The organism is Mycobacterium sp. MOTT36Y (genome assembly GCF_000262165.1).
In the GTDB taxonomy this organism is placed as follows: Bacteria; Actinomycetota; Actinomycetes; order Mycobacteriales; family Mycobacteriaceae; genus Mycobacterium; species Mycobacterium intracellulare.
Map to the genome: position 1 here is coordinate 4,901,792 of NC_017904.1, position 26,811 is coordinate 4,928,602.

Consider the following 26,811-nt stretch of genomic DNA (forward strand, 5'->3'; position numbering starts at 1 on the left):
GTGCGGTTCGGCCGGTGTGCACGCGGCGTTTTACCGCCGTTTCCTACCGCCCGGCCATCTGCTCGAGGCGGCGGATGCGGTCCTCGATCGGCGGGTGCGTCGAGAAGAGCGACCCGATCCGCTCGCCGGCTCGAAATGGGCTGGCGATCATCAGGTGTGCCTGGCTGGCCAGCTGGGGCTCGGGCGGGAGCGGGGCCGCCTGGACCCCACCGGAGATCTTGCGCAGGGCCGACGCCAGGGCCAGCGGGTCCCCGGTCAACACCGCGCCCGATTCGTCCGCCTGGTATTCCCGCGACCGGGACACCGCGAGGCGCACGACCGTCGCCGCGATCGGGCCGAGCAACGAAACCAGCAGCAGCGCAAAGGGATTCTCGCCGTCGCGGCTGTTGCCGCCGAACATGCCGGCGAACATCGCCATGTTGGCCAACGCGGTGATCACCGACGCCATCGCACCGGCGATGCAGGAGATCAGGATGTCGCGGTTGTAGACATGCGACAGCTCGTGTCCCAGCACGGCGCGCAGCTCGCGTTCGGTGAGGATGCCCAAAATGCCGGTGGTGCAACACACCGCGGCGTTGCGCGGATTGCGGCCGGTCGCGAACGCGTTGGGCGCGTTGGTGTCGCTGATGTACAGCCGGGGCATCGGCTGGTGCGCGGCGGTGGCCAGCTCCCGGACGATCCGGTACATCGCCGGCGCCTGGAGCTCGGAAACCGGCTGCGCATGCATCGCCCGCAGCGCCAGCTTGTCGCTGTTGTAGTAGGTGTAGACGTTCATGCCGATGGCGAACAGCACCGCGAGAAACATCGCGGTCTTGCCGAACAACGAGCCCACAAACACGATCAACGCGGACATGCCGACCAAGAGGGCAAACGTCTTGAACCTGTTGGCATGCGGATGCCAGGTCATCGGTGTCCTCCTAGGACATTCCGGAGCACACTCCGGAACACTCGTTCATTGTCGACTATTGAACGCCCGAGACGGCCGAAGGAGTTCCGTGACGCGCTAGCCGTGCCGGCTGATGGTGTAGTCGACCAGCGTCTGCAGCGCGTGCCGGCCGGGCACGTCGGGCAGCAGCGCCAGCTCCTGGTGTGCCTGCGCCGCATAATCCTGCAGCGACCGCTTGGCCTTGGCCATGCCCTCCGACGCCCGCAGCAGCGCCAGCGCCTCGGCCACCGTCTCGTCGTCGTCGATGGGCCCGACCAGCAGCTCGCGCAGCCGCGCCGCGTCGGGGCCGGGTTCGCGCAGCGCGTAGACCATCGGCAAGGTGTGCACGCCCTCGCGCACGTCGGTGCCGGGCAGCTTGCCGGACTCGCGGGAGTCGCTGTCGATGTCGATGATGTCGTCGGAGATCTGGAAGGCGGTGCCCACGATGCCGCCGAGGCGGCTCAGCCGCTCCACCTGGTCGGCGTCGGCGCCCGAGAACATCGCGCCGAAGCGGCCCGCCGCGGCGATCAGGCACGCGGTCTTCTCGTAGACCACCTTCAGGTAGTGCTCGATCGGGTCCGCCCCCTCGGCCGCCCCCGTCAGGCCGCGGGTCTCGCGCATCTGCCCGGTCACCAGCTGGGCGAATGTCTCGGCGATCAGCCGCACCGCCTCGGGCCCCAGCCGGGACACCAGCCGCGAGGCGGTGGCGAACAGATAGTCCCCAGCCAGGATCGCGACGTTGTTGCCCCAGCGCACGTTGGCGGTGGGCGTGCCGCGGCGCACCTCGGCCTCGTCCATCACGTCGTCGTGATACAGCGTGGCCAGGTGCACCAGCTCGATCACGGCGCCGGCGATCGTCACGTCCGCGGCGTCGGGATTGGGCCCCAGCTGCGCCGACAGCACGGTGAACAGCGGCCGGAACCGCTTGCCGCCGGCCTTGAACAGGTGGGTCAGCGACTCGGTCATGATCTCGTCGGCGCTGCGCAGTTCGGTGTCCATGAGCTGCTCGATCCGCCCGACACCGTCGCGCACCGTCGCCGCGAAGGCCGCGTCGCCGAGATCAACGCCCGCCACCACCGTCGCCGGAGTATTCACGGGACCAAACATACTGGTGTGCATGAACACGGGAGCGACCCGAGCCCACGTGGTGGTGGTGGGCGCCGGACCCGCCGGTTCGGGGGCGGCGGCGTGGGCCGCGCGCGCAGGCCGCGAGGTCCTGGTTATCGATTCGGCGAGCTTCCCCCGCGACAAGGCCTGCGGTGACGGGCTGACCCCGCGCGCGGTCGCCGAGTGCGAACGCCTGGGGCTCGGGGACTGGCTGGACGCCCGCATCCGGCACCGCGGGCTGCGGATGAGCGGGTTCGGCGGCGAGGTGGAGGTGGACTGGCCCGGCCCGTCCTTCCCGTCGACCGGCAGCGCGGTGGCCCGCGTCGAGCTGGACGACCGGATCCGCAAAGTCGCCGAGGATTCCGGAGCGCGGATGCTGCTGGGCACCAAAGCCGTTGGCGTGCAACATGACTCATCGGGACGGGTGACATCGTTGACCTTGGCCGACGGCACCGAAGTCGGGTGCCGGCAGTTGATCGTGGCCGACGGCGCCCGTTCGTCGCTGGGGCGCAAGCTGGGCCGGCGCTGGCACCAGGAGACGGTGTACGGCGTGGCGGCCCGCGGGTACCTGAGCACGCCGCGCGCCGACGACCCCTGGCTGACCTCGCATCTCGAGCTACGCGGACCCGACGGCTCCAAGGACACAGTGCTGCCCGGCTACGGCTGGATTTTTCCGCTCGGCAACGGCGAGGTGAACATCGGCGTCGGGGCGCTGTCGACATCGAAACGACCCGCCGAGCTGGCGCTGCGGCCGCTGATCGACCACTACACCGACCTGCGCCGCGACGAGTGGGGCTTTGTCGGCCCGCCCCGGGCGGTGTCGTCGGCGCTGCTGCCGATGGGCGGCGCGGTGTCCGGGGTCGCCGGGCCCAACTGGATGCTGATCGGCGACGCCGCGGCGTGCGTGAACCCGCTCAACGGCGAAGGCATCGACTACGGGCTGGAGACGGGCCGGCTGGCCGCCGAGTTGCTGGACGGCCGCGACCTGTCGCAGGCGTGGCCGTCGCTGCTGCGGGAGCACTACGGTCGCGGCTTCTCGGTGGCGCGCCGGCTGGCGCTGCTACTGACCTTTCAGCGATTCCTGCCCGCGACCGGGCCGATCGCGATGCGCTCGACGACGCTGATGACCATCGCCGTGCGGGTGATGGCCAACCTGGTCACCGACGAGGACGCGGACTGGGTCGCGCGCGCCTGGCGGGGCGGTGGCCGGCTGTCCCGGCTGATCGACCGCCGCACCCCGTTCAGCTGAGCCGCGGCCGCATCGCCGCTGGTCGGAGGGCGCGGCGACCCTGCCGGGACGCACGATCGGCGCCCGCCGTTTGTCGGCGCGGCCGGAACCGGGCGTGTATAGTCCAGCTAATGAAGGGAACGATGCTGGCTACTATCGGTGCCGCTGCCGCTGCTGTTGCTGCTTTCGCGCTGGCCGCGCCGGCGCCGCTCTCCGCGCCCGCCCAGGCGGACCCGCCGCCGACGGCGCCGTACCCGACCCCGCGGACGCCGTCGCCGCCCAGCGACTACGACGCGCCGTTCAAGAACACGGTCAACGGGTTCGGCATCTACCAGCCGCAGGACCAACTGGCCTGGCTGGGCAAGATCACCTGCGACCGGATCGACCACGGCGTCGACCACGACGCCCACCAGTCCGCGACGTTCATCCAGCGCAACCTGCCGCGCGGCACCACCGAGGGCCAGTCGCTGCAGTTCCTGGGCGCGGCGGTCGACCACTACTGCCCGGAGCACATCGACGTCGTCCAAGCGGCCGGCAACCACTAAGTCCGTCTCAGCGCGGGGGCAGGTGCCCGGCGTGTAGGGCGACGATGCCACCCGTCAGGTTGCGCCACCGCACTCCCACCCAGCCGGCCTGGGTGAGCTGCTGCGCCAACCCCTCCTGATCGGGCCACGCCCGGATCGACTCCGCCAGGTACACGTAGGCCTCGGGGTTGCTGGACACCGCGCGCGCCACCCGCGGCAGCGCGCGCATCAGGTACTCCTTGTAGACGGTGGCGAACAGGCCGTTGGTGGGGGTGGAGAACTCGCACACCACCAATCGGCCGCCCGGGCGGGTGACGCGCGCCATCTCGCGCAGCGCGGCCTGGGTGTCGACGACGTTGCGTAGCCCGAAACTGATTGTGACGGCATCGAATACGTCGTCGGCGAACGGCAGCCTGGTGGCGTCGCCGGCAACCTTCGGCACGTGGCGCGCCGCCCCCGCCGCCAGCATGCCCACCGAGAAATCGGCGGCCACACACCACGCCCCGGATTTCTTCAGCTCGACGGTCGATACCGCGGTGCCCGCGGCGAGGTCCAGCACCCGCTGGCCCGGCCCGATCTCCAGCGCCGCCCGGGTGGCCTTGCGCCAGTGGCGGTCCTGGCCCATCGAGAGCACGGTGTTGGTCAGGTCATAGCGCCGGGCGACGCCGTCGAACATCGACGCGACGTCGCGGGGGTCCTTGTCCAACTCGGCGCGGCTCACCACACGGACGGTACCCCCAGGGAATTCCGCGGCGACAGCAGCGTTGCAACTCTGCGTGACTGACAAAGTGTGGTTCATCACCGGTACATCGCGCGGTTTCGGACGGGCGTGGGCGATCGCGGCACTCGAGCGGGGCGACAGGGTCGCCGCCACCGCGCGCGATACGGCGTCGCTGGACGATCTGGTGCGCAAGCACGGCGACGCGCTGTTGCCGATCCAGTTGGACGTGACCGACCGCGCCGCGGACTTCGCGGCCGTCAAGCGGGCGCACGATCACTTCGACCGCCTCGACATCGTGGTGAACAACGCCGGCTACGGGCAGTTCGGGTTCGTCGAGGAACTCTCCGAGCGAGACGCCCGCGACCAGATCGAGACCAATGTGTTTGGCGCACTGTGGATCACCCAGGCCGCGCTGCCGTACCTGCGCGAGCAGGGCAGCGGCCACATCATCCAGGTGTCCTCGATCGGGGGCATCACCGCGTTCCCGTTGGTCGGCATCTACCACGCGTCGAAATGGGCGCTGGAAGGCTTTTCCCAGGCGCTGGCCCAGGAGGTCGCCCAGTTCGGTGTGCACGTCACGCTGATCGAGCCGGGCGGCTTCGACACCGACTGGGCCGGCGCCTCGGCCAGGCACGCCGAGCGGCTGCCGGCCTACGACGACCTCCGCGCGGCCGTCGAGGCCGAACGCAGCCGGCGGTGGGCCAGCCCGGGCGACCCGTCCGCCTCGGCGGCCGCGCTACTGAAGGTGGTCGACGCCGAAAAGCCGCCGCTGCGAGTGTTCTTCGGCTCGTCCCCGCTGGAGACGGCCAAGGCCGACTACGAGAGCCGGCTCCGCACCTGGGAGGAATGGCAGCCCGTCGCCGAGTTGGCGCAGGGCTGATCGCGCCGTCACTCCCCCTGCGCGTACCGCCTGGCGGACAGCCGGCGCCGCTCGAACGGCGACAGCACCGCCTCGTAGTGGCCGAGCAGCTCGTCGCAGATCACCGACCAGCTGCGGCCGACGACGCTGCGCCGTGCGGCCGGCGCGTAGCGCGCCCGTTCGGCGAGCAGGTGCGCGACGGCCTCGGGCAGCCGGGCCTCGAACTCGTTGACCCCCAACAGCAGACCGGTACGCCACGGGGTGACGAGGTCACGTGGGCCGCCGGCGTCGGGGGCTATGACCGGCAACCCCGACGCCAGCGCTTCCTGCACGACCTGACAAAACGTCTCGTGCTCACCGGGGTGCACGAACACGTCCATGCTGGCGTACGCCGCGGCGAGCTCGTCGCCGTAGAGCGCACCCGTGAAAACCGCTGTCGGCATTGCCGATTGCAGTTTGTCGCGGTCGACGCCGTCACCCACGATGACGAGCTGCACCGCGCCGCCGGCGGCCAGCCCGGCGAGCCGCTCGACGTGTTTTTCCGGCGCGAGCCGGCCCACGAACCCGACGATGGGCTTGCCGTGCGGTGACCACCTCCGCCGCAGCGCCTCGTCGCGCGCCGACGGCGCGAACCGCAGCACGTCGACGCCGCGCGCCCACCGGTGCACCCGTGGAAAACGGTGGGCGACAAGCGCTTCCATCGTCACCGTGGACGGCGCCAGCGTGCGGTCGGCGAGGCCGTGCAGGTGCCGGAACCAGGCCCACGCGGCCCGTGCCGTCATCGGGATGCCGTAGCTGGCCGCGAAACCCGGGACGTCGGTCTGATACACCGCGACCGTCGGCACCCCCAACCACCGCGCCGCGCGCACCCCGCCATACCCCAGCAGCGCCGGCGACGCCAAATGCACGACGTGCGGGTCGAATCCGCGCAGGACGCTCACCAGCCGGGGCGTCGGCACGCCGAGCGGCAGCGTGGTCACCTTCGGGAACATTCGTGCGGGCACCCGGTGCACGCGGATGCCGTCGTGAATGCGCGCCGCCGGCGGTTCGCCGGGTGGCGTGTCGGGGGCGATGACGAGGGCCTCGTGGCCGGTGCGGCGCAGGTGCTCGAGCACCCGGATCACCGAGTTGCTGACACCGTTGACTTCCGGCAGGAAAGATTCCGCGACGATGGCAACGCGCACCCCATCACCGTCTCAGCGCCGCCTGTCGACAAGGTTGCCTCCGGGCGTCCGTCACGCGAAATTTGCAGGTTCGGCGGTTTCGGTGCCTTCGGCGCGGCGGTCCAGCCATTTGTCTCCCAGTGCCAGCGCCGCCAGCAGCGCCGCCGCCCCCAGCCAGGCCACCACCGCGATGGATCCCGCCGGGATGATCGCGAGCCCCGCGTTGCGGTGTTGCACGCGGACCAGGTTCGGGTCGTTCTTGTTGTACTCGACGTAGATTCGCATCCCGGTGGCCAGGTGGGACGGGTAGAGCACCCCGAGTTCGGGGCGGTAGGTGACCCGCTCGGGGGTGACGAATTCGATGGTGGAGCGGCGCGGCCCGGCGCTGAGCACCTCCGCCTGCGCGACGCCCATGTTGTGGGTGATCGCAAGGTCGTTGCGCCACGCGCCGGCCACCAGCAGCACCGACTGCAGCGTGACCAGGCCGGCGACGATCAGCACCGCGATCCGGGCCCATCGCAACGCGATCCTGGCAGGTGTTTTCGGAGGTTCGTCGCTGCGTCCGTGAATCAGTAAGTGCAGCAACATTTTTGGCGTTGGCGCCATCTACAGCGCCGCCTTGATGGCGGCGTGCAGCTGCCGCAACGAGGAGCGGTCCGCCTTGACTTCCAGCACCCGCATCCCGGGGCCGGGATCGTCGAGGGCGGCGTGCAATTCGCCGACCTCGATCTGGCGGCTCTCCACGTGATACGCGCGGCACAGCGCCCCCACGTCGACGTCGTGCGGGGTTCCGAAGATCCGCGACGACACGTCGGAGAACCGCGGGTCGCCCTGCTCGAGCAGTTCGAAGATGCCGCCGCCGTTGTCGTTGGAGACCACGATGGTCAGGCGGCGCGGGGTGGGTTCGGTGGGGCCGATCAGCAGCCCGGAGCTGTCGTGCACGAAGGTCAGATCGCCGATCAGCGCGACGGTCCGCGCCGGGTTGTCCGGGTTGCCCTCGCGTTCGTGGGCGAGTGCCGCCCCGATCGCGGTGGACACGGTGCCGTCGATCCCGGCGACCCCGCGGTTGGATCGCACCCGGATGCCGTGGGTGTCCAGGCCGACCAGCGCCGCGTCGCGGACCGGGTTGGACGCCCCGAGCACCAGCTGGTCGCCGGGCCGCAGCGCGTCGGCCACCGCCGCCGCGACGTGCAAACCGGTGGTCAGCGGGTGCGCCGCGAGCTGGCCCCGCACCGCGTCGTTCGCGTGCCGGTTCGTCTCGGCGCACCGGTGCAGCCACGCCGGGTTCGGCGCCCCGGTGGTGACCGCCCGCGTGCCGGTGGCCTGCGAGTTTCCCGAGACGTCGGGCCAGCGGGGGCCGGTGGTCAGCGCGAACACCGGCACCTTGGGGTCGGCCAGCAGCGCCGACACCGGGCGGTGCAGGGTCGGGCGGCCGAGCATGATCACCTGCTTGGGCCGCAGCAACGGCAGCGCCAGGGGGTGCAGCGGGTTAGGAGGGGGCTGGCCAGAAAATGAAGTCGGTTCGGCCACGGTGGGCAGCTGGGCGAGGGCGGGATGGGTGCCGGCGCCGTGGCCGGCGATGACGACCGTGTCGGGCGTCAGGTCGATCTCCAGCGGCTGGTCGAAGGTGACCGGCGGGGTGTAGGTCCATGGCCGGCCGCCCGGGCGGCCCGGCGGGAGCACCGCGCCGCGGGGTTCGGGATCCGGCACCAGCGGTTCGCGCAGCGGGATGTCGAACTGGACGGGTCCGGCGTTGGCGGTGCGCGATCCGGTGGCGGCCGCCAGCACCCGGCAGGTGGCCGAGCGCCAGGTGGCGTTGTGCGCGTCCAGCCGCTCGGGGGCGTCCTCGGCGAGGCCCAGGCTGATGGTGGCCCGAACCTGGGTGCCGAAATAGCCCAGCTGCTCCATGGTCTGGTTGGCCCCGGTGCCCAGCAGTTCGTAGGGCCGGTTGGCCGACAGCACGATCAGCGGCACCCGCGCGTAGTTGGCCTCCACCACGGCCGGGCCCAGGTTGGCCACGGCCGTGCCGGACGTCATGGCGACGCACACCGGCGCGCCGGCGGCGATCGCCAGGCCGATGGCCAGGTAGCCGGCGGTGCGTTCGTCGATGCGGACGTGCAGCCGGATCCGGCCCGACCGGTCGGCGTCCTGCAGCGCGAAGGCGAGCGGCGCGTTCCGCGAACCCGGGCACAACACCACGTCGCGGACGCCGCCGCGAATCAGCTCGTCAACGACCACGCGAGCCTGGGTCGTCGAGGGGTTCACTCCTACAGGGTGTCACAGCCCGCTTAGCACACGTCGAGCGTGGAGTTGTTGGGGCAAATCGCCGCGATTTCGCCCCACAAGTCGACGCTCGGCGCCTGCCTCGGCTCGGCGAGGGCGCCTACCTCGGCTCGGCCGGGCGCCTATCGCGGCTCGGCGAAGAACTTGAGCATGGCGGCGTTGACGGCGTCGGGCCGCTCGAAGAACCCGAGGTGCCCGGTGTCGGGGATCTGCATGTAGCGGCCGTTGGGCAGCGCGTCGGCGACCTCCCGGCCCAGATACGGCGGCGTCAGGACGTCGTCGGAGAAGCCGATCACCAGCACCGGCGTCGCGATGCTGCGGTACGCCGACAACCGGCTGGTGTAGGGCGCGACGTCCAGCTGGGCCCGCATGCCCGGCGTGGGCTTGACCGGCCAGGTGGAAAACATCGCGATCCAGTCGGCGACCGCGGTGTCGTCGTTGAGCGTCTTGCGGGAAAAGTTTTCCAGCAGGCGGATTTTCGCCTCGTAGGCGGCCGGCAGCGTGACGCCGGCGTCGGCCAGCTCGGCCTCGGCGTCGCGGAAGAACTGCCGCGCACGGTCCATGCGGCCGCGGGTGCCCATCAGGACCGCCGCGCTGACCAGATCGGGCCGGGCGAGCATGAGTTCCTGGGTGATGAAGGCGCCCATCGACATTCCGACGATGCGGGCGGGGGCGGCGTTCAGCCCCTCGATCAGCGCCACGGTGTCGGCGACCATCGTTTGCGTCGAGAAGCCCTCGGCGTTCTCCGTGGCGCCGATCCCGCGATTGTCGAAGGTGATGACGCGGTATCCGGCCGCCAGGAACGCGGGGACTTGATAGGGGTGCCAGGTCCGTCCGGCGCCGCCGTGGCCGGCGATAAAGACCACGGGCTCACCGGAGCCGCGGTCGTCGTAAGCCAGGTTGATCACCCGGACGACGGTACAAGCAACCGATGGCACGCCTTGACCCGGTCGATCCACCACTGCCGACGCTCGGGTGGTGCCGCCAGCGCGGCCAGCCGCGCCGGATCCGGCGTCACCGGCCCGACGGCCAGGTGCCCGTCGACGGGCGGGGCGGTCTCGGCCACGTCGTCCACGAACAGCCCGCCGGTGCCCAGCCCGCAGGCGTGCCGAAGCCGCGGCAGGGCCGCCGCGGCGGTCAGCCCGGTGCCGATCCCGACCGCCGAGTCCAGCGCGCTGGAGACCACGACGGGGATGTCGATCTGGTCGGCGATGGCGAGCAGGGCCGAAATCCCGCCCAGCGGGGCGACTTTGAGCACCGCGATGTCGGCCGCCCCGGCGCGGACCACGGCCAGCGGGTCCTCGGCCTTGCGGATGCTTTCGTCGGCGGCGATCGGCACGTGTGGCATGTCCGGGCGGCGCCGCAGCTCGGCGAGTTCGCCGACCGTCGCGCAGGGTTGTTCGAGGTACTCCAGCGGGCCGTCGGCCGTCAACGCCGCGGCCGCCTCGACCGCCTGCTCGACGCTCCAGCCGCCGTTGGCGTCCACCCGCACGGTCGGCACCAGGTCGCGCACCGCGTTGACCCGCGCGACGTCGTCGGCCAGTGTCTGGCCGGGCTCGGCGACCTTCACCTTGGCCGTCCCGGCGCCGGGAAAGCGGGCCAGCACCTCTGGAACGTCGGCGGCGGGCACGGCCGGCACCGTGGCGTTGATCGGGATGCGGTCCCGGCGGACCGGCAGCGGCTGGCGGTAGGCGGCCTCGATGCCCGACGCCAGCCAGTGCGCGGCCTCGGGCGGCTGGTATTCGACGAAAGCCCCGAACTCCCCCCAGCCGGCCGGGCCCTCGATCAGCGCGACCTCGCGGGTGGTGATGCCGCGGAACCGCACCCGCATGGGCAGGGCCACCACGTGCAGGCGGTCCAGCAGGTCCTCGAGGGGCGGCGTCACGCGCTGTAGACCTGGCGGCCCGCCAGATAGGTCGCCCGCACGTCGAGGTCGGCGATCCGCTCGGGCGCCACGGTGCGCGGGTCGGCCGAGAGCACCACGAGATCGGCGTACTTGCCGACCTCGAGCGAGCCGATCACGTCGTCGGAGAACAGCTGCCAGGCGGCGTCGATGGTCTGGGCGCGGATCGCCTGCTCGACCGTCAGCCGCTCCTCGGGTCCGAGCACCCGGCCGCTGGGCGCCGTGCGGGTCACCGCCACGCTGATGTTGCGCAGCGGCTCCTCGGGCGTGACCGGCGGATCGTTGTGCAGCGAGATCCGCATCCCGGTGGCCACCGCGGATCCCGCTGGCATCCAACGGGTTCCGCGCTCCTCGCCGAACAGCCCGTCGACGATGACGTCGCCCCAGTAGTGGATCTGGTCGACGAAGATGCTGCAGGTGACGCCGAGGTCGTGGGCGCGCCGCAGCTGCTCGGGCCGGATGGCGCCGACGTGTTCGAGCCGCAACCGGTGGTCGTCGCGCGGATGGCGCCTGACGACATCTTCGTAGACGTCGAGGATGGTGTCGACGCCGGCGTCGCCCTGCACGTGGCAGGCCATCGGCCAGCCGAGCGGGAAGTAGGCGCCGACGATCTCGTGCAGCTGCTCTTTCGTGTAGTTGGCGCAGCCGCAGGACCCGGGCGCGACGCCGATGATTCGGGTGGCCTCGGTGTCCAGGTACGGGAACGAGAGGTCGATGTTGCCGATCCAGGGCGAGCCGTCGACCCAGATCTTGATGCCGACCTGGCGCACGATGTCGTCGCCCTGCCCGGGTGTGGCGTCGGTGGACATTTGCGGGTTGGAGATCTCGTAGGTCCGCAGCCGGACCGTCAGCTGGGAGCGCAGCCCTTCCACCAGCGGCCGAAAGCCGGGGTCGAAGGCCATCTCCGAGCAGGTGGTCAGCCCGGCGCGGTTGAGCCGGGCACATTCGGCGAGCAGCATCCGCGGATAGTCGGCGAAGTCGATGACCCCGCCCAGCAGCGGGAACACCGCGCCGGTCTCCTCGGCGGTGCCGTCGAGTTCGCCGTCGGCGTCGCGGCCGTATTTGGCGCCCTTGGGGTCGGGGGTGTCGCGGTTGAGGCCGTGCAGCTGGGCGGCGCGCGAGTTGAAGTACGCCTTGTGCCCGGAGTTGTGCATGATCACCAGCGGGGTGTCGGGCGCGATGCCGTCGAGCCAGCCCAGCGTGGGTTCGGGAAGTCCGTTCTGCAGCAGCGGATCCCAGCCGTTGAGGTAGGCGCCGTCGGATCCGCGCCGCGCGACCTCGGAACGCACCGCGGCGACGACGTCGTCGGCGCTGCGCATGGTGACCGGGCGGATGTCGACGAGGCGGTCCGACAGGGCGACGGCCTCCATCAGCGGATGGCCATGGGCCTCAACGAATCCCGGCATGACGCAGCCGTCACCCACGTCGACGGTCTGGGTGTCCGGGCCGGTGAACTCCGCGATTTCGGCGCGGGATCCGACGGCGATGATCTTGCCGTCTTTCACCGCGAGGGCCTCGGCGGTGGGCCGCGCCTCGTCGACGGTCAGGATGGTTCCGGTCACGACGAGATCTGCCTGCCCCATGGGGAAGGATCCTAGTAACCGGGTGGCATTTTATGCACGAGTTCTCCGGCGGCAGTATGCAACGGATTGTTCCTGCTCTTGCCAAATCGTTGTCGCAAAATGACAGCATTGGTCGGTGACTGTGACATTCACGGCCGAGTTCGGAGGATGCGCGAATACTTTGACCAATAGAGGGTGTGCCGATCTCTATTCTGGGTCCCTATCGAAAGGCGAGTTGCTGGGGCGGGCCGCAGTGACTGGCAGACGCGTGACGTACGTGCCTACACTCTCGTCTGTGCAGCAGACGTTGCGTGTTGATACCGCGGGTTTGCAGGCGATGGCCTCCCGCTGGGGTTCTTCAGTGGAAGGACTAAACGCGACGGTAGCTCCCGCGGCGCGAGGGTTGCCGTGTCAGGCCAGCGCGGCCGCAGTCAACGCCGCCCACATTGATGTCACCGCGTTCAGCGCGGCGCTTGCCACACATATGGGCACGCACGTGACCGGCGTCGCCCAAGGCAACACCTCTTACCTCACCGCAGAAGCTGATTCGGCCGCCAAACTCGCAGCGGTGGCTCACCCGGTTACCAGCGTGTAGCGATGGCAGCGGTCGTGGGGGTGCCCGGCCTGTCGACGCTGTTGGCTTGGCCCACTGAGCATCTCACCGATGCGGCCGCTCACTGGGAGGACGTAGGCGAGCGTAGCTATGGTGTGGCACACCAGATCTGGCGAGATGCGCTCGCAGTGGATTGGCACGGTGAAGCCGCCGAGAAGCTGCGCTCCGCGACGCATGCGGACCTGCGAACTACCAACGCATCAGTCGACCAGCTTCAGGCGGCCGCGCGCGTCGCGCGCGATGGAGCATCGGATCTGTATGCGGCCCGCTCTCGAGTGCACTACGCCGTCGAGGATGCTCGCACAGCCGGATTCGGAGTCCGCGAAGATCTTTCGGTCACCGACTGCATGACCGGCGGATCAGTCGCCCAAAGGGCTGCGCGGCAAGCGGCAGCCCAAGCCTTCGCCAGCGACATTCGTCTGCGCGCCGCACAACTGGTAAGCCTGGATCAACAAGTCGCCGGAAAAATCACTGCCGCCATAGCCGGAATACGCGATACCTTCCCACAAAGCACCGCCCCTGTCGCCTCTCGACCGGCACCCAACGGCCATATCCAGGCTGTCGACCACACGTGGAAACGAGATGGTGGCAACGGCCAATCGGATCCGCCCCCGCCTGGTCCTCCCGCCCGAGGGTTACCGCCCGAGGGCGTTCATCCACCGGTCGATGGTCCCCTGACGCCAGGGCCGGCCAGCCGCCCCAGCGAACGAAGTGTCGGCGGCCAAAGTCTGTGGGATGAGCACGGTGGAGAATGGCGCTACTTCCCGGGCGACAAATGGCACAATCCGCACTGGGACTACAACCCCCATTCGAACCCAAATTCTCCTTGGGACAATATTCCGATCAATGGTCTTCCCCCTCGCATCGGTGGCGCTCCGCCGATCATCTCTGGGCTGCCGCCGTGGCTTCAAAACCCTGCGGCGGCGGGGGTGCCCGGACCGCCACAGAACCCACTACTGGCGCCGTTCCCTGGTGCGACCATGCCCACTCCCCCACCCGCACCTTCCCCGCCCCCAGGCCCGGGCTTGATGCCGCACATTGACCTGCCCGCACCGGGCCCGGGTGACCTGCAAACGGCGGGCGGCGAGACCGCAGTGGTCGCCGGCGGGGGTCTGCTGCTGCTGATATTGGGGGCGCTGGCTCTTGCCTGAGAACCGAACTGATACGACGCGCCGGCCCTTCGACCCCGCCGGGGTGTCGTCACTTGCGGAAGTGCTCGCCGAGCACACTGGCGGGCTGACATTCGTTCCCCCAGCACACCTGCCGCTGTGGCTACCCGACCTCACCGTGCCACAGGGATGGGACCTTGGGGCGGTCGAGGGTCCCACTGTGACGAGGATGCTCCTGAGGCGACTCGGTAGTGGGGACAACTGGGATGGCTGCGAGGTCCTAAATCTCTATCGTGTGTCAGGCACAGTGCCCGAAAAACTGGTATTCGACAACGCCGACCGCACGTTGCGCGACAGCGGCGCCGATTCCATCCACACACACCACATCGATACGCCGCCGCGGTATGGCGTGATCGCTATGCGTTCATCAGGCCTGCTACATATCGGCGCGCGCACGGTGCACAGCCAATACACGTACTACGCGATCAATACCGCTGCTGGCGGCGCGCTCATCGAGCAGGCGGTGATGGTCGGCAGCGACGCGCAACCCACGCTAAGTGGCGAGGCGGCGAAGCTCACCGACGATCTGTACCGCGCTCTGCTAGCGAGCATCGACCGCGCCCCGGCGCCGAGCCCACGAAACACAGGCAAATACGCCACTGGCCGGCGCCCAGCCCCTAGCTCGTCGTCAACGACCCCAATCGCAACAGGACCAGCGGATACCGGCCGTAAGTGGAGACCCATGAGCATCATTCGCGTCAACTTTCTTCCTGAATTTTATTTTGGCGACGACGCTGTTTTATTGACTTTGGACGGCGGCGGAGTCGACAAACTCAAAGCCGCACTCAGTGACGCCAAGCAGCACGGGGCATCGCGACTCGAGCATGACGGAGTTACGCATGAGTTCCATATTGAGTCCGACGCAGCCGATATCGAACTCGGCCCTATCCACGTTGTGTGGCGGCTCGACGAAGCAAAGGCGGCCGAGATCATTGCAGACCTCGCTGTTCTCAGCGACGAGGGCACCGTAGGTCGTCCAACCAGTGGCCACTTCTACGTCGACATGTCCACGCCCACCAAAACCCTCGTCGTGTCCCGGGACGAATATGTCGATGTGGTCTACCCCTGGCAATCACCGGCCTAGCTCCGGGACCTCGTTATTGCGATGGATCTGTTCTTGTGCTGATGCGAGACAGGAACTGGCAATCCTCATCCCCTTACTTTTGAGTCGGCCGACTAGAAACCGGAGACAAATGGTCGTTGTTGGCTGAAATATCGTGGTTGGATTCAGCTCAGCCTACGAAGGGGCCGGGATTATGCTCGCCACAGCTATTTCTATTGCATCTGCCGTGATCGCAATTGCGTCGGCAGTTAGCTCAGCCCGAACTAGCTACCAGGTTAACGGGAGCGGCTTCAAAGCTTCCCAAGCCCTGCTAACGGACCTCGCCACCTTGCTCGCGGCTCTGCGGTCGATAGCTGTCAAGGGTGCAATGGCGATGGGCGAGCAGCGTAAGACGCCGATCCCCATCGACGTGGAGCTGGCTACCGTGCGCGCGTTTATGACTAATACGAGTGGTCTCGCACTTTCTCTCTACGCCGGAAGAGTCGGAGCGGCCGGTGCACCGGATGATCCTGTGGCAGCCTCATGGCGCGTATTCCGCATGCAGCTTACAAACCTAGCAACGACGACCGTCACGAAGCCATCAGACAATCAAACCGCCGGCATGCTGGCACTCGAGCTTGAGCGCACCTTAAGCGCTCTCGACAAGAAGGCGATCAAACAGATCCGGCGCGAGATCAAAAATATGCCGAATGTCCTGTCATCCCTAACGAATTCACGGCAGAACGACGTTCTTCTAGTAGCGCTGGAAAGCGTTGTCTCAGATCAAAAAGCTATAGCAGGTCTAGGTGCCGCGGGGAAACGACTGCGTCAACTCAAGGCTTCCGGTGTAGAGGACGCAGACATTGACCTGTGGTTAGCAATGGAAGATGAAGATCTCGAGGCAGCAAAAAACGCTCTGGAGCGGGGCGCCGATCCAAGCAAGTCCCTTGGGGAAGTCGTTGATAGGTACGAGAACATGAACTTGGACTGAGCCGCGGCCGGTTCGACTCGCGTCATCGCGTCCCGGGGTCTTCGAGGGTGCGGCTGACCCAAATTGCAACACGTTCTAGTCTTGCCACATGAGTGACGAGCTGCTGCGCAACCCGACCCACAACGGCCACCTGCTCGTGGGCGCCCTCAAGCGCCACAAGAACAAGCCGGTGCTGTTCCTCGGCGACACCACGCTGACCGGTGGTCAGATGGCCGAGCGGATCAGTCAGTACATCCAGGCGTTCGAGGCGCTCGGCGCGGGCACCGGTGTGGCGGTCGGACTGCTGTCGCTCAACCGCCCCGAGGTGCTGCTGATTATCGGCGCCGGCCAGACCCGCGGCTATCGGCGCACCGCCCTGCACCCGCTGGGCTCGCTGGACGACCACGCGTACGTGCTCAACGACGCCGGCATCAGCTCGCTGATCATCGACCCCAACCCGATGTTCGTCGAGCGCGCGCTGGCCCTGCTGGAGAAGGTGCCGGGGCTCAAGCAGATCCTGACCATCGGACCGGTGCCCGAGGCGTTGAACGGTGTCGCGGTCGACCTGGCGGCCGAGGCGGCCAAGTACGACCCGCAGCCGCTGGTCGCCGCCGACCTGCCGCCGGATCAGGTCATCGGCCTGACCTACACCGGCGGCACCACCGGCAAGCCCAAGGGCGTGATGGGCACCGCGGCTTCGATCTCGTCGATGACCCAGATCCAGCTCTCGGAGTGGGAGTGGCCGGAGGACCCGCGGTTCTTGATGATCACCCCGCTCTCGCACGCGGGGGCGGCGTATTTCCTGCCCACCCTGATCAAGGGCGGCGAGATGCACGTGCTGCCCAAGTTCGACCCGGCGGATGTGCTGAAAACCATTGAGGAGAAACGCATTACGGCCACCTTCCTGGTGCCGTCGATGCTCTACGCGCTGATGGACCACCCGGACTCACACACCCGCGACCTGTCGTCGCTGCAGACCGTCTATTACGGCGCGTCGGCGATCAACCCGGTGCGGCTGGCCGAGGCGATCCGCCGCTTCGGCAAGATCTTCGCCCAGAACTACGGGCAGTCCGAGGCGCCGATGGCCATCACCTACCTGGCCAAGAACGAGCACGACGAGAAGCGGCTCACCTCGTGCGGGCGCCCGACCCTGTTCGCGCGGGTGGCGCTGCTGGGCGAGGACGGCAAGCCGGTCCCCCAGGGCGAGCCCGGCGAAATCTGTGTCAGCGGACCGCTTTTGGCCGGCGGGTACTGGAATTTGCCCGACGAGACGGCGAAGACCTTCAAAGACGGCTGGCTGCACACCGGCGACATGGCCCGCGAGGACGAGGACGGCTTCTACTTCATCGTCGACCGGGTCAAGGACATGATCGTCACCGGCGGCTTCAACGTCTTCCCCCGCGAGGTCGAGGACGTCGTCGCCGAGCACCCGGCGATCGCCCAGGTATGCGTGGTCGGCGCGCCGGACGAGAAGTGGGGCGAGGCCGTCACCGCGGTGGTGGTGCTGCGCCCCGACGCGCCCCGCGACGACGCCGCGATCGAGAAGATGACCGCCGAGATCCAGGCCGCGGTCAAGGACCGCAAGGGCTCGGTGCAGTCACCCAAGCGGGTGGTGATCGCCGACTCGCTGCCGTTGACCGGGCTGGGCAAGCCGGACAAGAAGGCCGTGCGCGCGCAGTTCTGGGAGGGCGCCGAGCGCTCCGTGGGCTGAGGCTGCCGCGCGTCGCGCCGAGCGCCCGGGTGGCCGGGCGTTCGCGACGCGGCGCCCGGCTGGCCGGGCGCTCGGTCAGGTCGCCGAGACGCCCGCGACGAGCAGGTCGAGCATGCGGCCGGTCTGCTCCGGTGAACCGCTGACCAAAAAGATGCCGATGAGGCTGGACACAACGTCGTCGGCGCGCACGTCGGCGCGCAGGCTGCCGTCGTCGGCGCCCGCCCGCAACAGCAGCTCGACGGCGCCGACGATGCTGTCGCGGGTCTGGCTGGGTTCCATTGCGCCAGAATCGAAGATCGCCTGCAGGGACTCGGCCATGCCGCGCTTAGCGGCCACGAAGCTTGCGTAGCGGTCCATCCAGCGTCGCAGCGCCGTCGTGGGCGGATGCCGCCCGAGCAGCTGCCCGGCGGCCTCGGCCACCTCGGCGAGCTCGGCGCGGTAGATGGCCTCGACGAGGGCCTCCCTGTTGGGGAAATGGCGGTACAGCGTGCCGATCCCGACGCCCGCGTCGCGGGCGATCGACTCGAGCGAGGCCGCCGCGCCGTGCTCGGTGAACGCCGCGGTGGCCGCCTCCAGCAGCCGCTCGCGATTGCGGCGCGCATCCGACCTTCCCACCAAAGCGGAGGCACCTCCGTTTTCTGCTACGCTGACGAAAGCGGAGGACCCTCCGCATTTCTCCAGTGTCTCACGATCAAGGGAGCACCATGACCGATCTCAACCCCGGCGGCATCGGCACCATCGGATCGCATCCCGTCGCCCGCATGGGCTACGGCGCCATGCAACTGTTCGAGACCTCCCCGCAGGACGCGGCGGCGGTGCTGCGGCGCGCGATCGACCTCGGCGTCAACCACATCGACACCGCGTCGTTCTACGGTCCCGGCGAGGTCAACCGCCGGATCCGCGCGGCGCTGGCCCCCTACCCGGACGACCTCGTCATCGTCAGCAAGGTCGGCGCCCGCTACACCGGCGAGCAACCCATCCCGCTGGCTCCAGCGCAACGGCCCTCCGAGCTGCGCGCCGCCGTCGAGGACGACCTGCGCCAGCTCGGCCTCGACCGCGTCCCGGTGGTGAACCTGCGGCGGCTCGACTCGGGCATCGGCATGGCCGCCGAGGGCGATCAGATCGTCGACCTCGACGACCAGCTGGCCGAGATGATCGCCCTGCGCGACGAGGGCAAGATCGGCGCGATCGGGCTCAGCAGCGTGTCGCTCGACGTGCTGCGGCGGGCGCTGCCCGCCGGCATCGCCTGTGTGCAGAACGCCTACAGCCTGCTGGACCGCTCCCAGGAAGCCGCGCTCGAGCTGTGCGTCGACGAGGGCATCGCGTGGGTGCCGTACTTCCCGCTCGGCTCCGCCTTGCCCGGATTCCCGAAGGTCGCCGACGATCCGGTGGTGGCCGGCATCGCCGGCGAGCTGGGCGTCTCCGGCGCCCGGGTCGGGTTGGCCTGGATCCTGGCGCATGCGCCGAACACGTTGCTGATTCCGGGCACCCGGTCGATCGCCCACCTCGAGGAGAACATGGCCGCGGCCGACGTCACGCTGAGCGCCGAGGCGATCGCCCGGCTCGACGCGGTCGCCACACCCGGCGTCGACCCCTGGGCGCAGGGCGCCGAGCCCTTCCGGGAGGCGTCCCGGAGCTGACTAGTGTGTCAGGCATGGCACGCGCTGACGGGCTCAAGCCGCCCTGGTGGCTGAAGCCGGCGAACAAGGTGTTCATTCAGCTCTCCCGGCTGGGCCTCAGCTTCGGCGGTGAAAGCCCGGTGGTGTTGACCGTGCCGGGCCGCAAGTCCGGCACGCCACGGTCGACGCCGGTGACACCGATGACGGTGGACGGCAAACGCTATGTGGTGGGCGGGTTTCCGGGCGCGGATTGGATCCGCAACGTCCGCGCCGCCGAGCACGCGACGCTGGCCCGCGGCCGGCACCGCGAGCGGGTGAGGATGGTGGAGCTGCCCGCCGACGTGGCGCGCCCGTTCCTGCGGGCGTTTCCCACCGAGGTGCCCACCGGGGTCGGCTTCATGAAGCGCTCGGGGTTGGTCACCGACGGCCGCCCCGAAGAGTTCGAGGCGCTGGCCGGCGTGTGTCCGGTATTCCGGCTGGACCCGGCATAGGAGTTCAAAGACGTTGAGTGACAACCCGTTTGATGCCGACCAGTGGCGTCCCGTTGAGGGCTTCGGCGACCTGACCGACATCACCTATCACCGGCACGTCGACGACGCCACGGTGCGGGTGGCGTTCGACCGGCCCGAGGTGCGCAACGCGTTCCGGCCGCACACCGTCGACGAGCTCTACCGGGTGCTCGACCACGCCCGGATGTCCGCGGGAGTCGGCGTGGTGTTGCTGACCGGCAACGGCCCCTCGCCCAAGGACGGCGGCTGGGCGTTCTGCTCCGGCGGCGATCAGCGCATCCGCGGGCGCAGCGGCTACCAGTACGCCAGCGGCGAGACCGCCGACACCGTCGACCCCGCCCGGGCCGGACGGCTGCACATCCTCGAGGTGCAGCGGCTGATCCGGTTCATGCCCAAGGTGGTCATCTGCCTGGTCAACGGGTGGGCGGCCGGCGGCGGGCACAGCCTGCACGTGGTCTGCGACCTCACCCTGGCCAGCCGCGAGCACGCCCGCTTCAAGCAGACCGACGCCGACGTCGGCAGCTTCGACGGCGGCTACGGCAGCGCCTACCTGGCCCGCCAGGTGGGCCAGAAGTTCGCCCGCGAGATCTTCTTTCTGGGCCGGGCCTACACCGCCGAGCAGATGCACCACATGGGCGCGGTCAACGCCGTCGTCGACCATGCCGAGCTGGAATCCGAAGCCATCGCATGGGCGCGCGAGATCAACGCCAAATCCCCTCAGGCGCAACGCATGCTGAAGTTCGCGTTCAACCTGCTCGACGACGGCCTGGTGGGCCAGCAGCTGTTCGCGGGCGAGGCCACCCGGCTGGCCTACATGACCGACGAGGCCGTCGAGGGCCGCGACGCCTTCCTGGAAAAGCGCGACCCCGACTGGAGCCGGTTTCCCCGGTACTTCTGAGCCCGCCCGCCCGCCTAGACTCGCGTCCCGTGAGCAAGAGTCCGCTTCGCCGGTTCACCGACCAGCTGGTGCTGGCCACCATGCGACCGCCGATGGCCCCGCAGGTGCTGGTCAACCGGCCGCTGATCAAGCCGATCGAGCTGGCGGGCAAGCGCATCCTGCTCACCGGGGCGTCGTCGGGCATCGGCGAGGCCGCCGCCGAGCAGTTCGCCCGCGAGGGGGCCACGGTGGTCGTCGTGGCCCGTCGCCAGGAGCTGCTGGACGCACTGGCCGAGCGGATCACCACGGCGGGCGGTGACGCCACGGCGATCGCCTGCGACGTCTCGGACATGGACGCCGTCGACGCGCTGGTCGCCGACGTCGAGAAGCGGCTCGGCGGCGTCGACATCCTGATCAACAACGCCGGCCGGTCCATCCGCCGGCCGCTGGCCGAGTCGCTGGAGCGCTGGCACGACGTCGAACGGACCATGGTGCTCAACTACTACGCGCCGTTGCGGCTGATCCGCGGCCTGGCGCCGGGAATGATCGAACGCGGCGACGGCCACATCATCAACGTCTCGACGTGGGGGGTGCTCTCGGAGGCGTCGCCGCTGTTCTCGGTGTACAACGCGTCGAAGGCCGCGCTGTCGACCGTGAGCCGGGTCATCGAAACGGAGTGGGGCGAGCGGGGTGTGCACTCCACGGCGCTGTACTACCCCCTGGTGGCCACCCCGATGATCGCGCCCACGAAGGCCTACGAGGGCGTGCCGGCGCTGACGCCGGAAGAGGCCGGCGAGTGGATGATCACCGCCGCCCGCACCCGCCCGGTGCGCATCGCGCCGCGCATGGCGATCGCGGCCAAGGCGCTGGACACCTTTGGCCCCCGCTGGGTCAACGCCGTCATGCAGCGCCAGAGCATCCAGCCCAATCGCAAGGGCGACCGCTGACCGGACCGGCGCGATCGGGCCCGTGTGATAGACACGAGTTATGGAGATCCTGGCCAGCCGGATGCTGCTCCGGCCCGCGGACTACCAGCGGTCCCTGGCCTTCTACCGCGACGAGATCGGCCTGGCGATAGCGCGTGAATACGGCGGCGGCACAGTGTTTTTCGCCGGGCAGTCGCTGCTGGAGCTGGCCGGGTACGGCTCCCCGGACCATTCCCGCGGCCCGTTCCCGGGCGCGCTGTGGCTGCAGGTCCGCGACCTCGAGGCGACCCAGGCCGAGCTACGCGGCCGCGGCGTGTCGATCGCCCGCGAGGCGCGTCAGGAACCCTGGGGCCTGCACGAGATGCACGTGCTCGACCCCGACGGCATCACGCTCATTTTCATCCAGATCCCCCCGGACCACCCGTTGCGCCGCGACACCCGAGGTGAACGGCAGGGAAATTCCGGTTAACTGAGAGGTAACATCTGGCGACGACTCAAGGTACACCCGCGTTTCATGTCATGCCGCATTCGACAATGGATTGCCCCTACCACCAGAATCAGGCCCTGTGAACATCCAATTGTTCCTCTTGATCATTGTCGTAATCACGGCACTGGCTTTCGATTTCACCAACGGCTTTCATGACACGGGCAACGCGATGGCGACCTCGATCGCCAGTGGCGCGCTCAAGCCCAAAACGGCGGTTCTGCTCTCGGCGGTACTGAATCTGGTGGGCGCGTTCATGTCCACCGCCGTCGCCGCCACGATCGCCAAGGGCCTCATCGACTCCAACATCGTGACGCTGGAGCTGGTGTTCGCCGGCCTGGTCGGCGGCGTCGTCTGGAACCTGCTGACCTGGCTGCTCGGCATCCCCTCGAGTTCGTCGCACGCCCTGATCGGCGGCATCGTCGGCGCCACGATCGCTGCCGTCGGCGCGCACGGCGTGATCTGGAAGGGCGTGATCTCCAAGGCCATCATCCCGGCCGTCGTGTCGGCGATCCTGGCCATCGCGATCGGCGCGGTCGCCACCTGGCTGGTCTACCGGATCACCCGCGGCGTGCCGAAGGCCCGCACGGAGGCCGGTTTCCGGCGCGGCCAGATCGGTTCGGCGTCGCTGGTCTCGCTCGCCCACGGCACCAACGACGCACAGAAGACGATGGGCATCATCTTCCTGGCGCTCATCTCCTACGGCTCGGTCAGCAAGACCGCCACCATGCCGCCGCTGTGGGTCATCGTGAGCTGCGCGCTGGCCATGGCGACCGGCACCTACCTCGGCGGGTGGCGCATCATCCGCACGCTGGGCAAGGGCCTGGTCGAGATCCAGTCGCCGCAGGGCATGGCCGCCGAATCCTCCTCGGCCGCGGTGATCCTGCTGTCGGCCCACTTCGGCTACGCGCTGTCGACCACCCAGGTGTGCACGGGTTCGGTGCTGGGCAGCGGGCTGGGCAAGCCCGGCGGCGAGGTCCGCTGGGGCGTCGCCGGCCGCATGGGGGTCGCCTGGCTGGTCACCCTCCCGCTGGCGGGGCTGGTCGGCGCCTTCACCTACGGCATCGTGCACCTGATCGGCGGCTACCCGGGGGCGATCACCGGTTTCGCGCTGCTGGTCGCGGTCTCGGCCACCATCTACCTCCGGTCGCGCAGGGTCAAGGTCGACCACCACAACGTCAACGCCGAATGGAAGGGCGATCTGACCAGCGGGCTGCAGGCCGCCGACCAGCCGCCGCCCGGCGATGACGGACCCACGCTCGGCGGCGTGTCCGCCCGGTACGACTCCGACGACCCGTCGCTGAAAGCCAACGCCTCATGAGCCACATCGGCGACTGGTTCAACTACCAGGCGAGCCTGAAGATTCTGGTCTTCGCGATGCTGGCCGGCGCCGCCCTGCCGGGGCTGTTCGCCCTCGGGATCCGGCTGCAGTCCGCGGGGGCGGGCGACATCAGTCTGGACGGCGCCAGCAACGGCTCCGCCCCGCGGCGCAACCCGATGCTGACTGCGTTGGCGTGGAGCATCTACGCGCTGGTCATCGCGGTGATCGCGCTGGCGTTGCTCTACATTGCCCGCGATTTCATCGCCCATCACACCGGCTATCCGCTGCTTGGAGCGAAACCCAAGTAGCATCGTTTGATGCCCATCGAGTCGGCGAACCGGACGCCGGGGAGAGCTGTATCCGCGTGAACGGATTTCTCAATTCCATCGTCTCGTGGCTCCGCGCGGGCTACCCCGAGGGCGTGCCACCCACCGACACGTTCCCGGTGCTCGCGCTGCTGGCCCGCCGGCTGTCCAACGACGAAGCCAAGGCCGTGGCGTGCGAGCTGGTTCGGCGCGGCGAGTTCGACGACGTCGACATCGGCGTGCTGATCACCCAGATCACCGACGAGCTGCCGTCGCCGCAGGACGTCGAGCGGGTACGGGTGCGGCTGGCGGCCCAGGGCTGGCCCTTCGACGACGCCGATCAGGCCGGGGATCCGGCATAGCCGTACTGCGCGCGCTGCACGTCCCGCCGGGCGCGGCGGCCGAGACGCTGCTGCCCGCCCTGGCGGGCGTGCTGGAGGGACGCGACCCGGCGCTGGTAGCCGTCGGCGACGATCGCGAGTCGGCGGCGCTGCGGGCGGGGCTGCGCGTCGGGGAAACCATCGACGACGACGTGGCCCTGGTGGCGGCGACGTCGGGCACCACCGGCAACCCGAAGGGCGCCCTGCTGACAGCGGCCGCCCTGCGGGCCAGCGCCGCGGCCACCCATGACCGCCTGGGCGGCCCGGGCAGCTGGCTGCTCGCCCTGCCGCCACACCACATCGCCGGGGTGCAGGTGCTGGTCCGCAGCCTGCTCGCCGGCACGTCGCCGGTCGAGATGGATGTCACCGGCGGCTTCGATGAAACCGAATTGCCCAGGGCCATCGGCGCTTTGGGCCCCGGCAGGCGGTACACCTCGCTGGTCGCCGCGCAGTTGGCCAAGGCGCTCGCCGACCCGGCGGCCGCGGCCGCCCTCGCCGAACTCGACGCCGTGCTGCTCGGCGGCGGGCCCGCGCCGCGTCCGGTCCTGGACGCCGCGGCCACGGCCGGAATCACCGTCGTGCGCACCTACGGCATGAGTGAGACCGCCGGCGGGTGCGTCTACGACGGCGTCCCGCTGGCCGGGGTGCGGCTGAGGGTGGCCGACGGGCGCATCGTCATCGGGGGCGCGACGGTGGCCAAGGGCTACCGCGACCCCATCGACCCCGACCCGTTCGCCGAGCCCGGCTGGTTCGTGACCGACGACCTCGGCGCCATCGACGGCGCGGGCGTGCTGACGGTCCTGGGCCGCGCTGACGACGCGATCAGCACCGGCGGGCTGACGGTGTTGCCGCAGCCGGTCGAGGCGGCGCTGTGCAGCCACCCGGCCGTCCGCGATTGCGCGGTGTTCGGGGTGGCCGACGAACGCCTCGGGCAGCGGGTGGTCGCCGCGATCGTGGTGCACGACGGCCGCGTGGCGCCGACTGTGGAGGCGCTGCGCGCGCACGTGACGCGCGCCCTGGACGCCACCGCGGCGCCGCGCGAGGTGCACGTCGTCGACGCGCTGCCGCGCCGCGGCATCGGCAAGGTCGACCGCGCGGCGCTGGTGCGCCGCTTCGCCGGCGCGAGCGATCAATAGGCTGTGCGTCCGTGAGGCGGGGTCGACGGCAGGCGGTGCGCGACGCCGTCGCGGTGTCGATCGGCGCGGCGCTGGTGGCGGCGGCGTTCGTGCTGCCGCGGATGAACCTGGGGGTCCGGCCGCGCCTGGATGTCGGGGCGGAAAAGTTCGCCACCCACGCCGGCTCGGCGCCGATCTTCGGCGAGTGGCTGATCCACGCCGGCTGGGGCACCGGCCCGGCCATTGCCCTCGCCGTCGTCGTCGTCGCGTGGGGACCGACTCTGGCGCAACGACTTTCGTGGCGGGCGCTGACGCTGGGCAGCTGGGCCGTCGCCGGCGGGTGGGCGTTCGCGCTGGCGATGATCGACGGCTGGCAGCGCGGCTTCGCCGGCCGGCTGACCACCCGGGACGAATACCTGTCGCAGGTGCCGGGCGTCACCGACATTCCAGCCACGCTGCGCACGTTCGCCGGCCGGATCGTGGACTACCAACCGCATTCGTGGACCACCCACGTGTCGGGGCATCCGCCCGGGGCGCTGCTGACGTTCGTCTGGCTGGACCGGATCGGTCTGCACGGCGGCGCCTGGGCCGGGCTGCTGTGCCTGCTGGCCGGCTCGAGCGCCGCCGCCGCGGTGGTGGTCGGCGTGCGCGCGCTGGCCGACGAGTCCACCGCGCGGCGGGTAGCCCCGTTCGTGGCGCTGGCGCCGACGGCGATCTGGGTGGCCGTCTCCGCCGACGGATACTTCGCCGGCGTGGCCGCGTGGGGCATCGCGCTGCTGGCCGTGGCGGTGCACCGCCCGGTCCGGTTCCCCGCCCTGACCGCCGCCGCGGCCGGGCTGCTGCTGGGCTGGGGAGTGTTCTGCAACTACGGCCTGATGCTGATGGGGCTGCCGGCGGCGGCGGTGCTGGCGTCCGCGGCGGACTGGAGGGCGATCCTGCGGGCGCTCGGTCCGGCGGCGCTGGCCGCGATCGGGGTGGCGGTGGCCTTCGCCGTCGCCGGGTTCTATTGGTTCGACGGCTATCACCTTGTGCAGCAACGCTATTGGCAGGGCATCGCCAAGGACCGGCCGTTTCAGTACTGGAGCTGGGCCAACCTGGCGTGCGTGGTGTGCGCGATCGGGCTGGGCGGCGTCGCCGGGCTCGGGCGGGTGTTCGACGGGGCCGCCGTCCGTCGCCGCTCCGGTTTTCACCTGCTGTTGTTGGGCGTGCTGGCCGCCGTCGTGTGCGCGGACCTGAGCATGCTCAGCAAGGCCGAGGTGGAACGCATCTGGTTGCCGTTCACCATCTGGCTCACCGCGGCGACCGCGCTGCTGCCGGTGCGCTCGCACCGGATCTGGTTGGCGCTCAACGCCGCCGGCGCGATTGCGCTCAACACGATCATCCTGACGAACTGGTAGGTCCGGTACGAGTGTGAGCTGAGGGCAACGAGTGTGAATCCTGGGCTTTGAGTGTGAACGAGCGGCGGGATTTCAGCGATTTCTCCGCCCTGGCTGCA

Annotated in this window: 28 protein-coding genes; 18 read left to right on the forward strand and 10 right to left on the reverse strand. The window is 69.6% G+C overall.

What is annotated here, in order from left to right; genetic code table 11:
- Positions 1-43: 43 nt before the first annotated feature.
- Entirely contained in the window at positions 44-907 is an 864-nt protein-coding gene (htpX, locus tag W7S_RS22400) for a zinc metalloprotease HtpX (protein WP_008261012.1), read from the reverse strand.
- A 96-nt stretch (positions 908-1,003) separates the two neighbouring features.
- Positions 1,004-2,020 carry a nonaprenyl/(2E,6E)-farnesyl/geranylgeranyl diphosphat synthase gene (gene grcC1, locus W7S_RS22405; protein WP_008261013.1) on the reverse strand — a complete coding sequence of 339 codons (1,017 nt, stop codon included), beginning with the start codon at positions 2,018-2,020 and terminating at the stop codon, positions 1,004-1,006.
- Between the two features lie 22 nt (positions 2,021-2,042).
- On the opposite strand from grcC1, the gene menJ reads away from it, so the two are divergent.
- Together menJ and W7S_RS22415 are read left to right on the forward strand one after the other, a co-directional pair.
- Positions 2,043-3,281 carry a menaquinone reductase gene (gene menJ, locus W7S_RS22410; protein WP_041298077.1) on the forward strand — a complete coding sequence of 413 codons (1,239 nt, stop codon included), beginning with the start codon at positions 2,043-2,045 and terminating at the stop codon, positions 3,279-3,281.
- A 110-nt stretch (positions 3,282-3,391) separates the two neighbouring features.
- Positions 3,392-3,805: a DUF732 domain-containing protein gene (locus W7S_RS22415; RefSeq protein WP_008261015.1), complete on the forward strand. Its 414-nt coding sequence runs from the start codon at positions 3,392-3,394 to the stop codon at positions 3,803-3,805.
- Positions 3,806-3,812: 7 nt separating this feature from the next.
- Here the strand turns inward: W7S_RS22415 and W7S_RS22420 are convergent, their stop codons facing one another.
- Positions 3,813-4,505, reverse strand: coding sequence for a demethylmenaquinone methyltransferase (locus tag W7S_RS22420; RefSeq protein WP_014712415.1), 693 nt, complete (start codon positions 4,503-4,505; stop codon positions 3,813-3,815).
- Positions 4,506-4,560: 55 nt separating this feature from the next.
- On the opposite strand from W7S_RS22420, the gene W7S_RS22425 reads away from it, so the two are divergent.
- Positions 4,561-5,385, forward strand: coding sequence for an SDR family oxidoreductase (locus W7S_RS22425; protein ID WP_014712416.1), 825 nt, complete (start codon positions 4,561-4,563; stop codon positions 5,383-5,385).
- 8 nt (positions 5,386-5,393) lie between these two features.
- Here W7S_RS22425 and W7S_RS22430 read toward each other — a convergent pair whose 3' ends face one another.
- From W7S_RS22430 to W7S_RS22455, 6 genes are all read right to left on the reverse strand, one after another.
- Positions 5,394-6,548: a glycosyltransferase family 1 protein gene (locus tag W7S_RS22430; protein WP_014712417.1), complete on the reverse strand. Its 1,155-nt coding sequence runs from the start codon at positions 6,546-6,548 to the stop codon at positions 5,394-5,396.
- A gap of 51 nt (positions 6,549-6,599) precedes the next feature.
- Positions 6,600-7,133, reverse strand: a complete 534-nt coding sequence (locus W7S_RS22435; RefSeq protein ID WP_036429527.1) for a DUF3592 domain-containing protein — start codon at positions 7,131-7,133, stop codon at positions 6,600-6,602.
- Positions 7,134-8,792: a 2-succinyl-5-enolpyruvyl-6-hydroxy-3-cyclohexene-1-carboxylic-acid synthase gene (menD, locus tag W7S_RS22440; protein ID WP_008261024.1), complete on the reverse strand. Its 1,659-nt coding sequence runs from the start codon at positions 8,790-8,792 to the stop codon at positions 7,134-7,136.
- Between the two features lie 140 nt (positions 8,793-8,932).
- Positions 8,933-9,718: an alpha/beta fold hydrolase gene (locus tag W7S_RS22445; protein WP_008261025.1), complete on the reverse strand. Its 786-nt coding sequence runs from the start codon at positions 9,716-9,718 to the stop codon at positions 8,933-8,935.
- Entirely contained in the window at positions 9,715-10,695 is a 981-nt protein-coding gene (locus tag W7S_RS22450; RefSeq protein WP_008261026.1) for an o-succinylbenzoate synthase, read from the reverse strand. The genes W7S_RS22445 and W7S_RS22450 overlap by 4 nt, the downstream gene beginning before the upstream one ends.
- Positions 10,692-12,296, reverse strand: a complete 1,605-nt coding sequence (locus tag W7S_RS22455; protein WP_008261027.1) for an amidohydrolase — start codon at positions 12,294-12,296, stop codon at positions 10,692-10,694. Before W7S_RS22455 ends, W7S_RS22450 begins: the two co-directional genes overlap by 4 nt.
- Before the next feature lie 274 nt (positions 12,297-12,570).
- On the opposite strand from W7S_RS22455, the gene W7S_RS27635 reads away from it, so the two are divergent.
- The 5 genes from W7S_RS27635 (at position 12,571) to fadD8 (ending at position 17,780) form a co-directional block, all read left to right on the forward strand.
- The gene (locus W7S_RS27635) at positions 12,571-12,870 is read left to right on the forward strand and encodes a hypothetical protein (protein WP_231504804.1); all 300 of its coding nucleotides are present in this window, start codon (positions 12,571-12,573) and stop codon (positions 12,868-12,870) included.
- 2 nt (positions 12,871-12,872) lie between these two features.
- Positions 12,873-14,039, forward strand: a complete 1,167-nt coding sequence (locus tag W7S_RS26540) for a hypothetical protein (protein WP_081490140.1) — start codon at positions 12,873-12,875, stop codon at positions 14,037-14,039.
- 265 nt (positions 14,040-14,304) lie between these two features.
- Positions 14,305-15,141, forward strand: a complete 837-nt coding sequence (locus tag W7S_RS22465) for a hypothetical protein (protein ID WP_036455279.1) — start codon at positions 14,305-14,307, stop codon at positions 15,139-15,141.
- Between the two features lie 352 nt (positions 15,142-15,493).
- Entirely contained in the window at positions 15,494-16,090 is a 597-nt protein-coding gene (locus tag W7S_RS27640; RefSeq protein ID WP_231504805.1) for a hypothetical protein, read from the forward strand.
- A gap of 88 nt (positions 16,091-16,178) precedes the next feature.
- The gene (gene fadD8, locus W7S_RS22470) at positions 16,179-17,780 is read left to right on the forward strand and encodes a fatty-acid--CoA ligase FadD8 (RefSeq protein ID WP_014712421.1); all 1,602 of its coding nucleotides are present in this window, start codon (positions 16,179-16,181) and stop codon (positions 17,778-17,780) included.
- A 75-nt stretch (positions 17,781-17,855) separates the two neighbouring features.
- Here the strand turns inward: fadD8 and W7S_RS22475 are convergent, their stop codons facing one another.
- A complete protein-coding gene (locus tag W7S_RS22475) occupies positions 17,856-18,398 on the reverse strand; it encodes a TetR/AcrR family transcriptional regulator (RefSeq protein ID WP_036429528.1) in 543 nt (180 codons plus the stop codon).
- A gap of 86 nt (positions 18,399-18,484) precedes the next feature.
- On the opposite strand from W7S_RS22475, the gene W7S_RS22480 reads away from it, so the two are divergent.
- The 10 genes from W7S_RS22480 (at position 18,485) to W7S_RS22525 (ending at position 26,713) form a co-directional block, all read left to right on the forward strand.
- Positions 18,485-19,420 carry an aldo/keto reductase gene (locus W7S_RS22480; RefSeq protein WP_008261042.1) on the forward strand — a complete coding sequence of 312 codons (936 nt, stop codon included), beginning with the start codon at positions 18,485-18,487 and terminating at the stop codon, positions 19,418-19,420.
- Positions 19,421-19,434: 14 nt separating this feature from the next.
- Entirely contained in the window at positions 19,435-19,890 is a 456-nt protein-coding gene (locus W7S_RS22485; protein ID WP_008261044.1) for a nitroreductase family deazaflavin-dependent oxidoreductase, read from the forward strand.
- Positions 19,891-19,903: 13 nt separating this feature from the next.
- Positions 19,904-20,806, forward strand: a complete 903-nt coding sequence (locus W7S_RS22490) for a 1,4-dihydroxy-2-naphthoyl-CoA synthase (RefSeq protein WP_008261045.1) — start codon at positions 19,904-19,906, stop codon at positions 20,804-20,806.
- Between the two features lie 29 nt (positions 20,807-20,835).
- Positions 20,836-21,732, forward strand: coding sequence for an SDR family oxidoreductase (locus W7S_RS22495; protein ID WP_008261046.1), 897 nt, complete (start codon positions 20,836-20,838; stop codon positions 21,730-21,732).
- Between the two features lie 40 nt (positions 21,733-21,772).
- Positions 21,773-22,180 (forward strand): VOC family protein, encoded by a 408-nt coding sequence (locus W7S_RS22500; RefSeq protein WP_008261047.1) that lies wholly within the window; start codon positions 21,773-21,775, stop codon positions 22,178-22,180.
- Between the two features lie 97 nt (positions 22,181-22,277).
- On the forward strand, positions 22,278-23,516 hold the full coding sequence (locus tag W7S_RS22505) for an inorganic phosphate transporter (RefSeq protein WP_008261048.1): 1,239 nt from the start codon (positions 22,278-22,280) through the stop codon (positions 23,514-23,516).
- Positions 23,513-23,824: a hypothetical protein gene (locus W7S_RS22510; protein WP_008261049.1), complete on the forward strand. Its 312-nt coding sequence runs from the start codon at positions 23,513-23,515 to the stop codon at positions 23,822-23,824. The genes W7S_RS22505 and W7S_RS22510 overlap by 4 nt, the downstream gene beginning before the upstream one ends.
- Before the next feature lie 56 nt (positions 23,825-23,880).
- Positions 23,881-24,183 carry a DUF3349 domain-containing protein gene (locus W7S_RS22515; protein ID WP_008261050.1) on the forward strand — a complete coding sequence of 101 codons (303 nt, stop codon included), beginning with the start codon at positions 23,881-23,883 and terminating at the stop codon, positions 24,181-24,183.
- 68 nt (positions 24,184-24,251) lie between these two features.
- Complete coding sequence (menE, locus tag W7S_RS22520; RefSeq protein WP_008261059.1) at positions 24,252-25,337, forward strand: o-succinylbenzoate--CoA ligase; 1,086 nt, start codon at positions 24,252-24,254, stop codon at positions 25,335-25,337.
- A gap of 35 nt (positions 25,338-25,372) precedes the next feature.
- Positions 25,373-26,713, forward strand: a complete 1,341-nt coding sequence (locus W7S_RS22525) for a hypothetical protein (protein WP_008261061.1) — start codon at positions 25,373-25,375, stop codon at positions 26,711-26,713.
- The last annotated feature ends 98 nt before the right edge of the window (positions 26,714-26,811 follow it).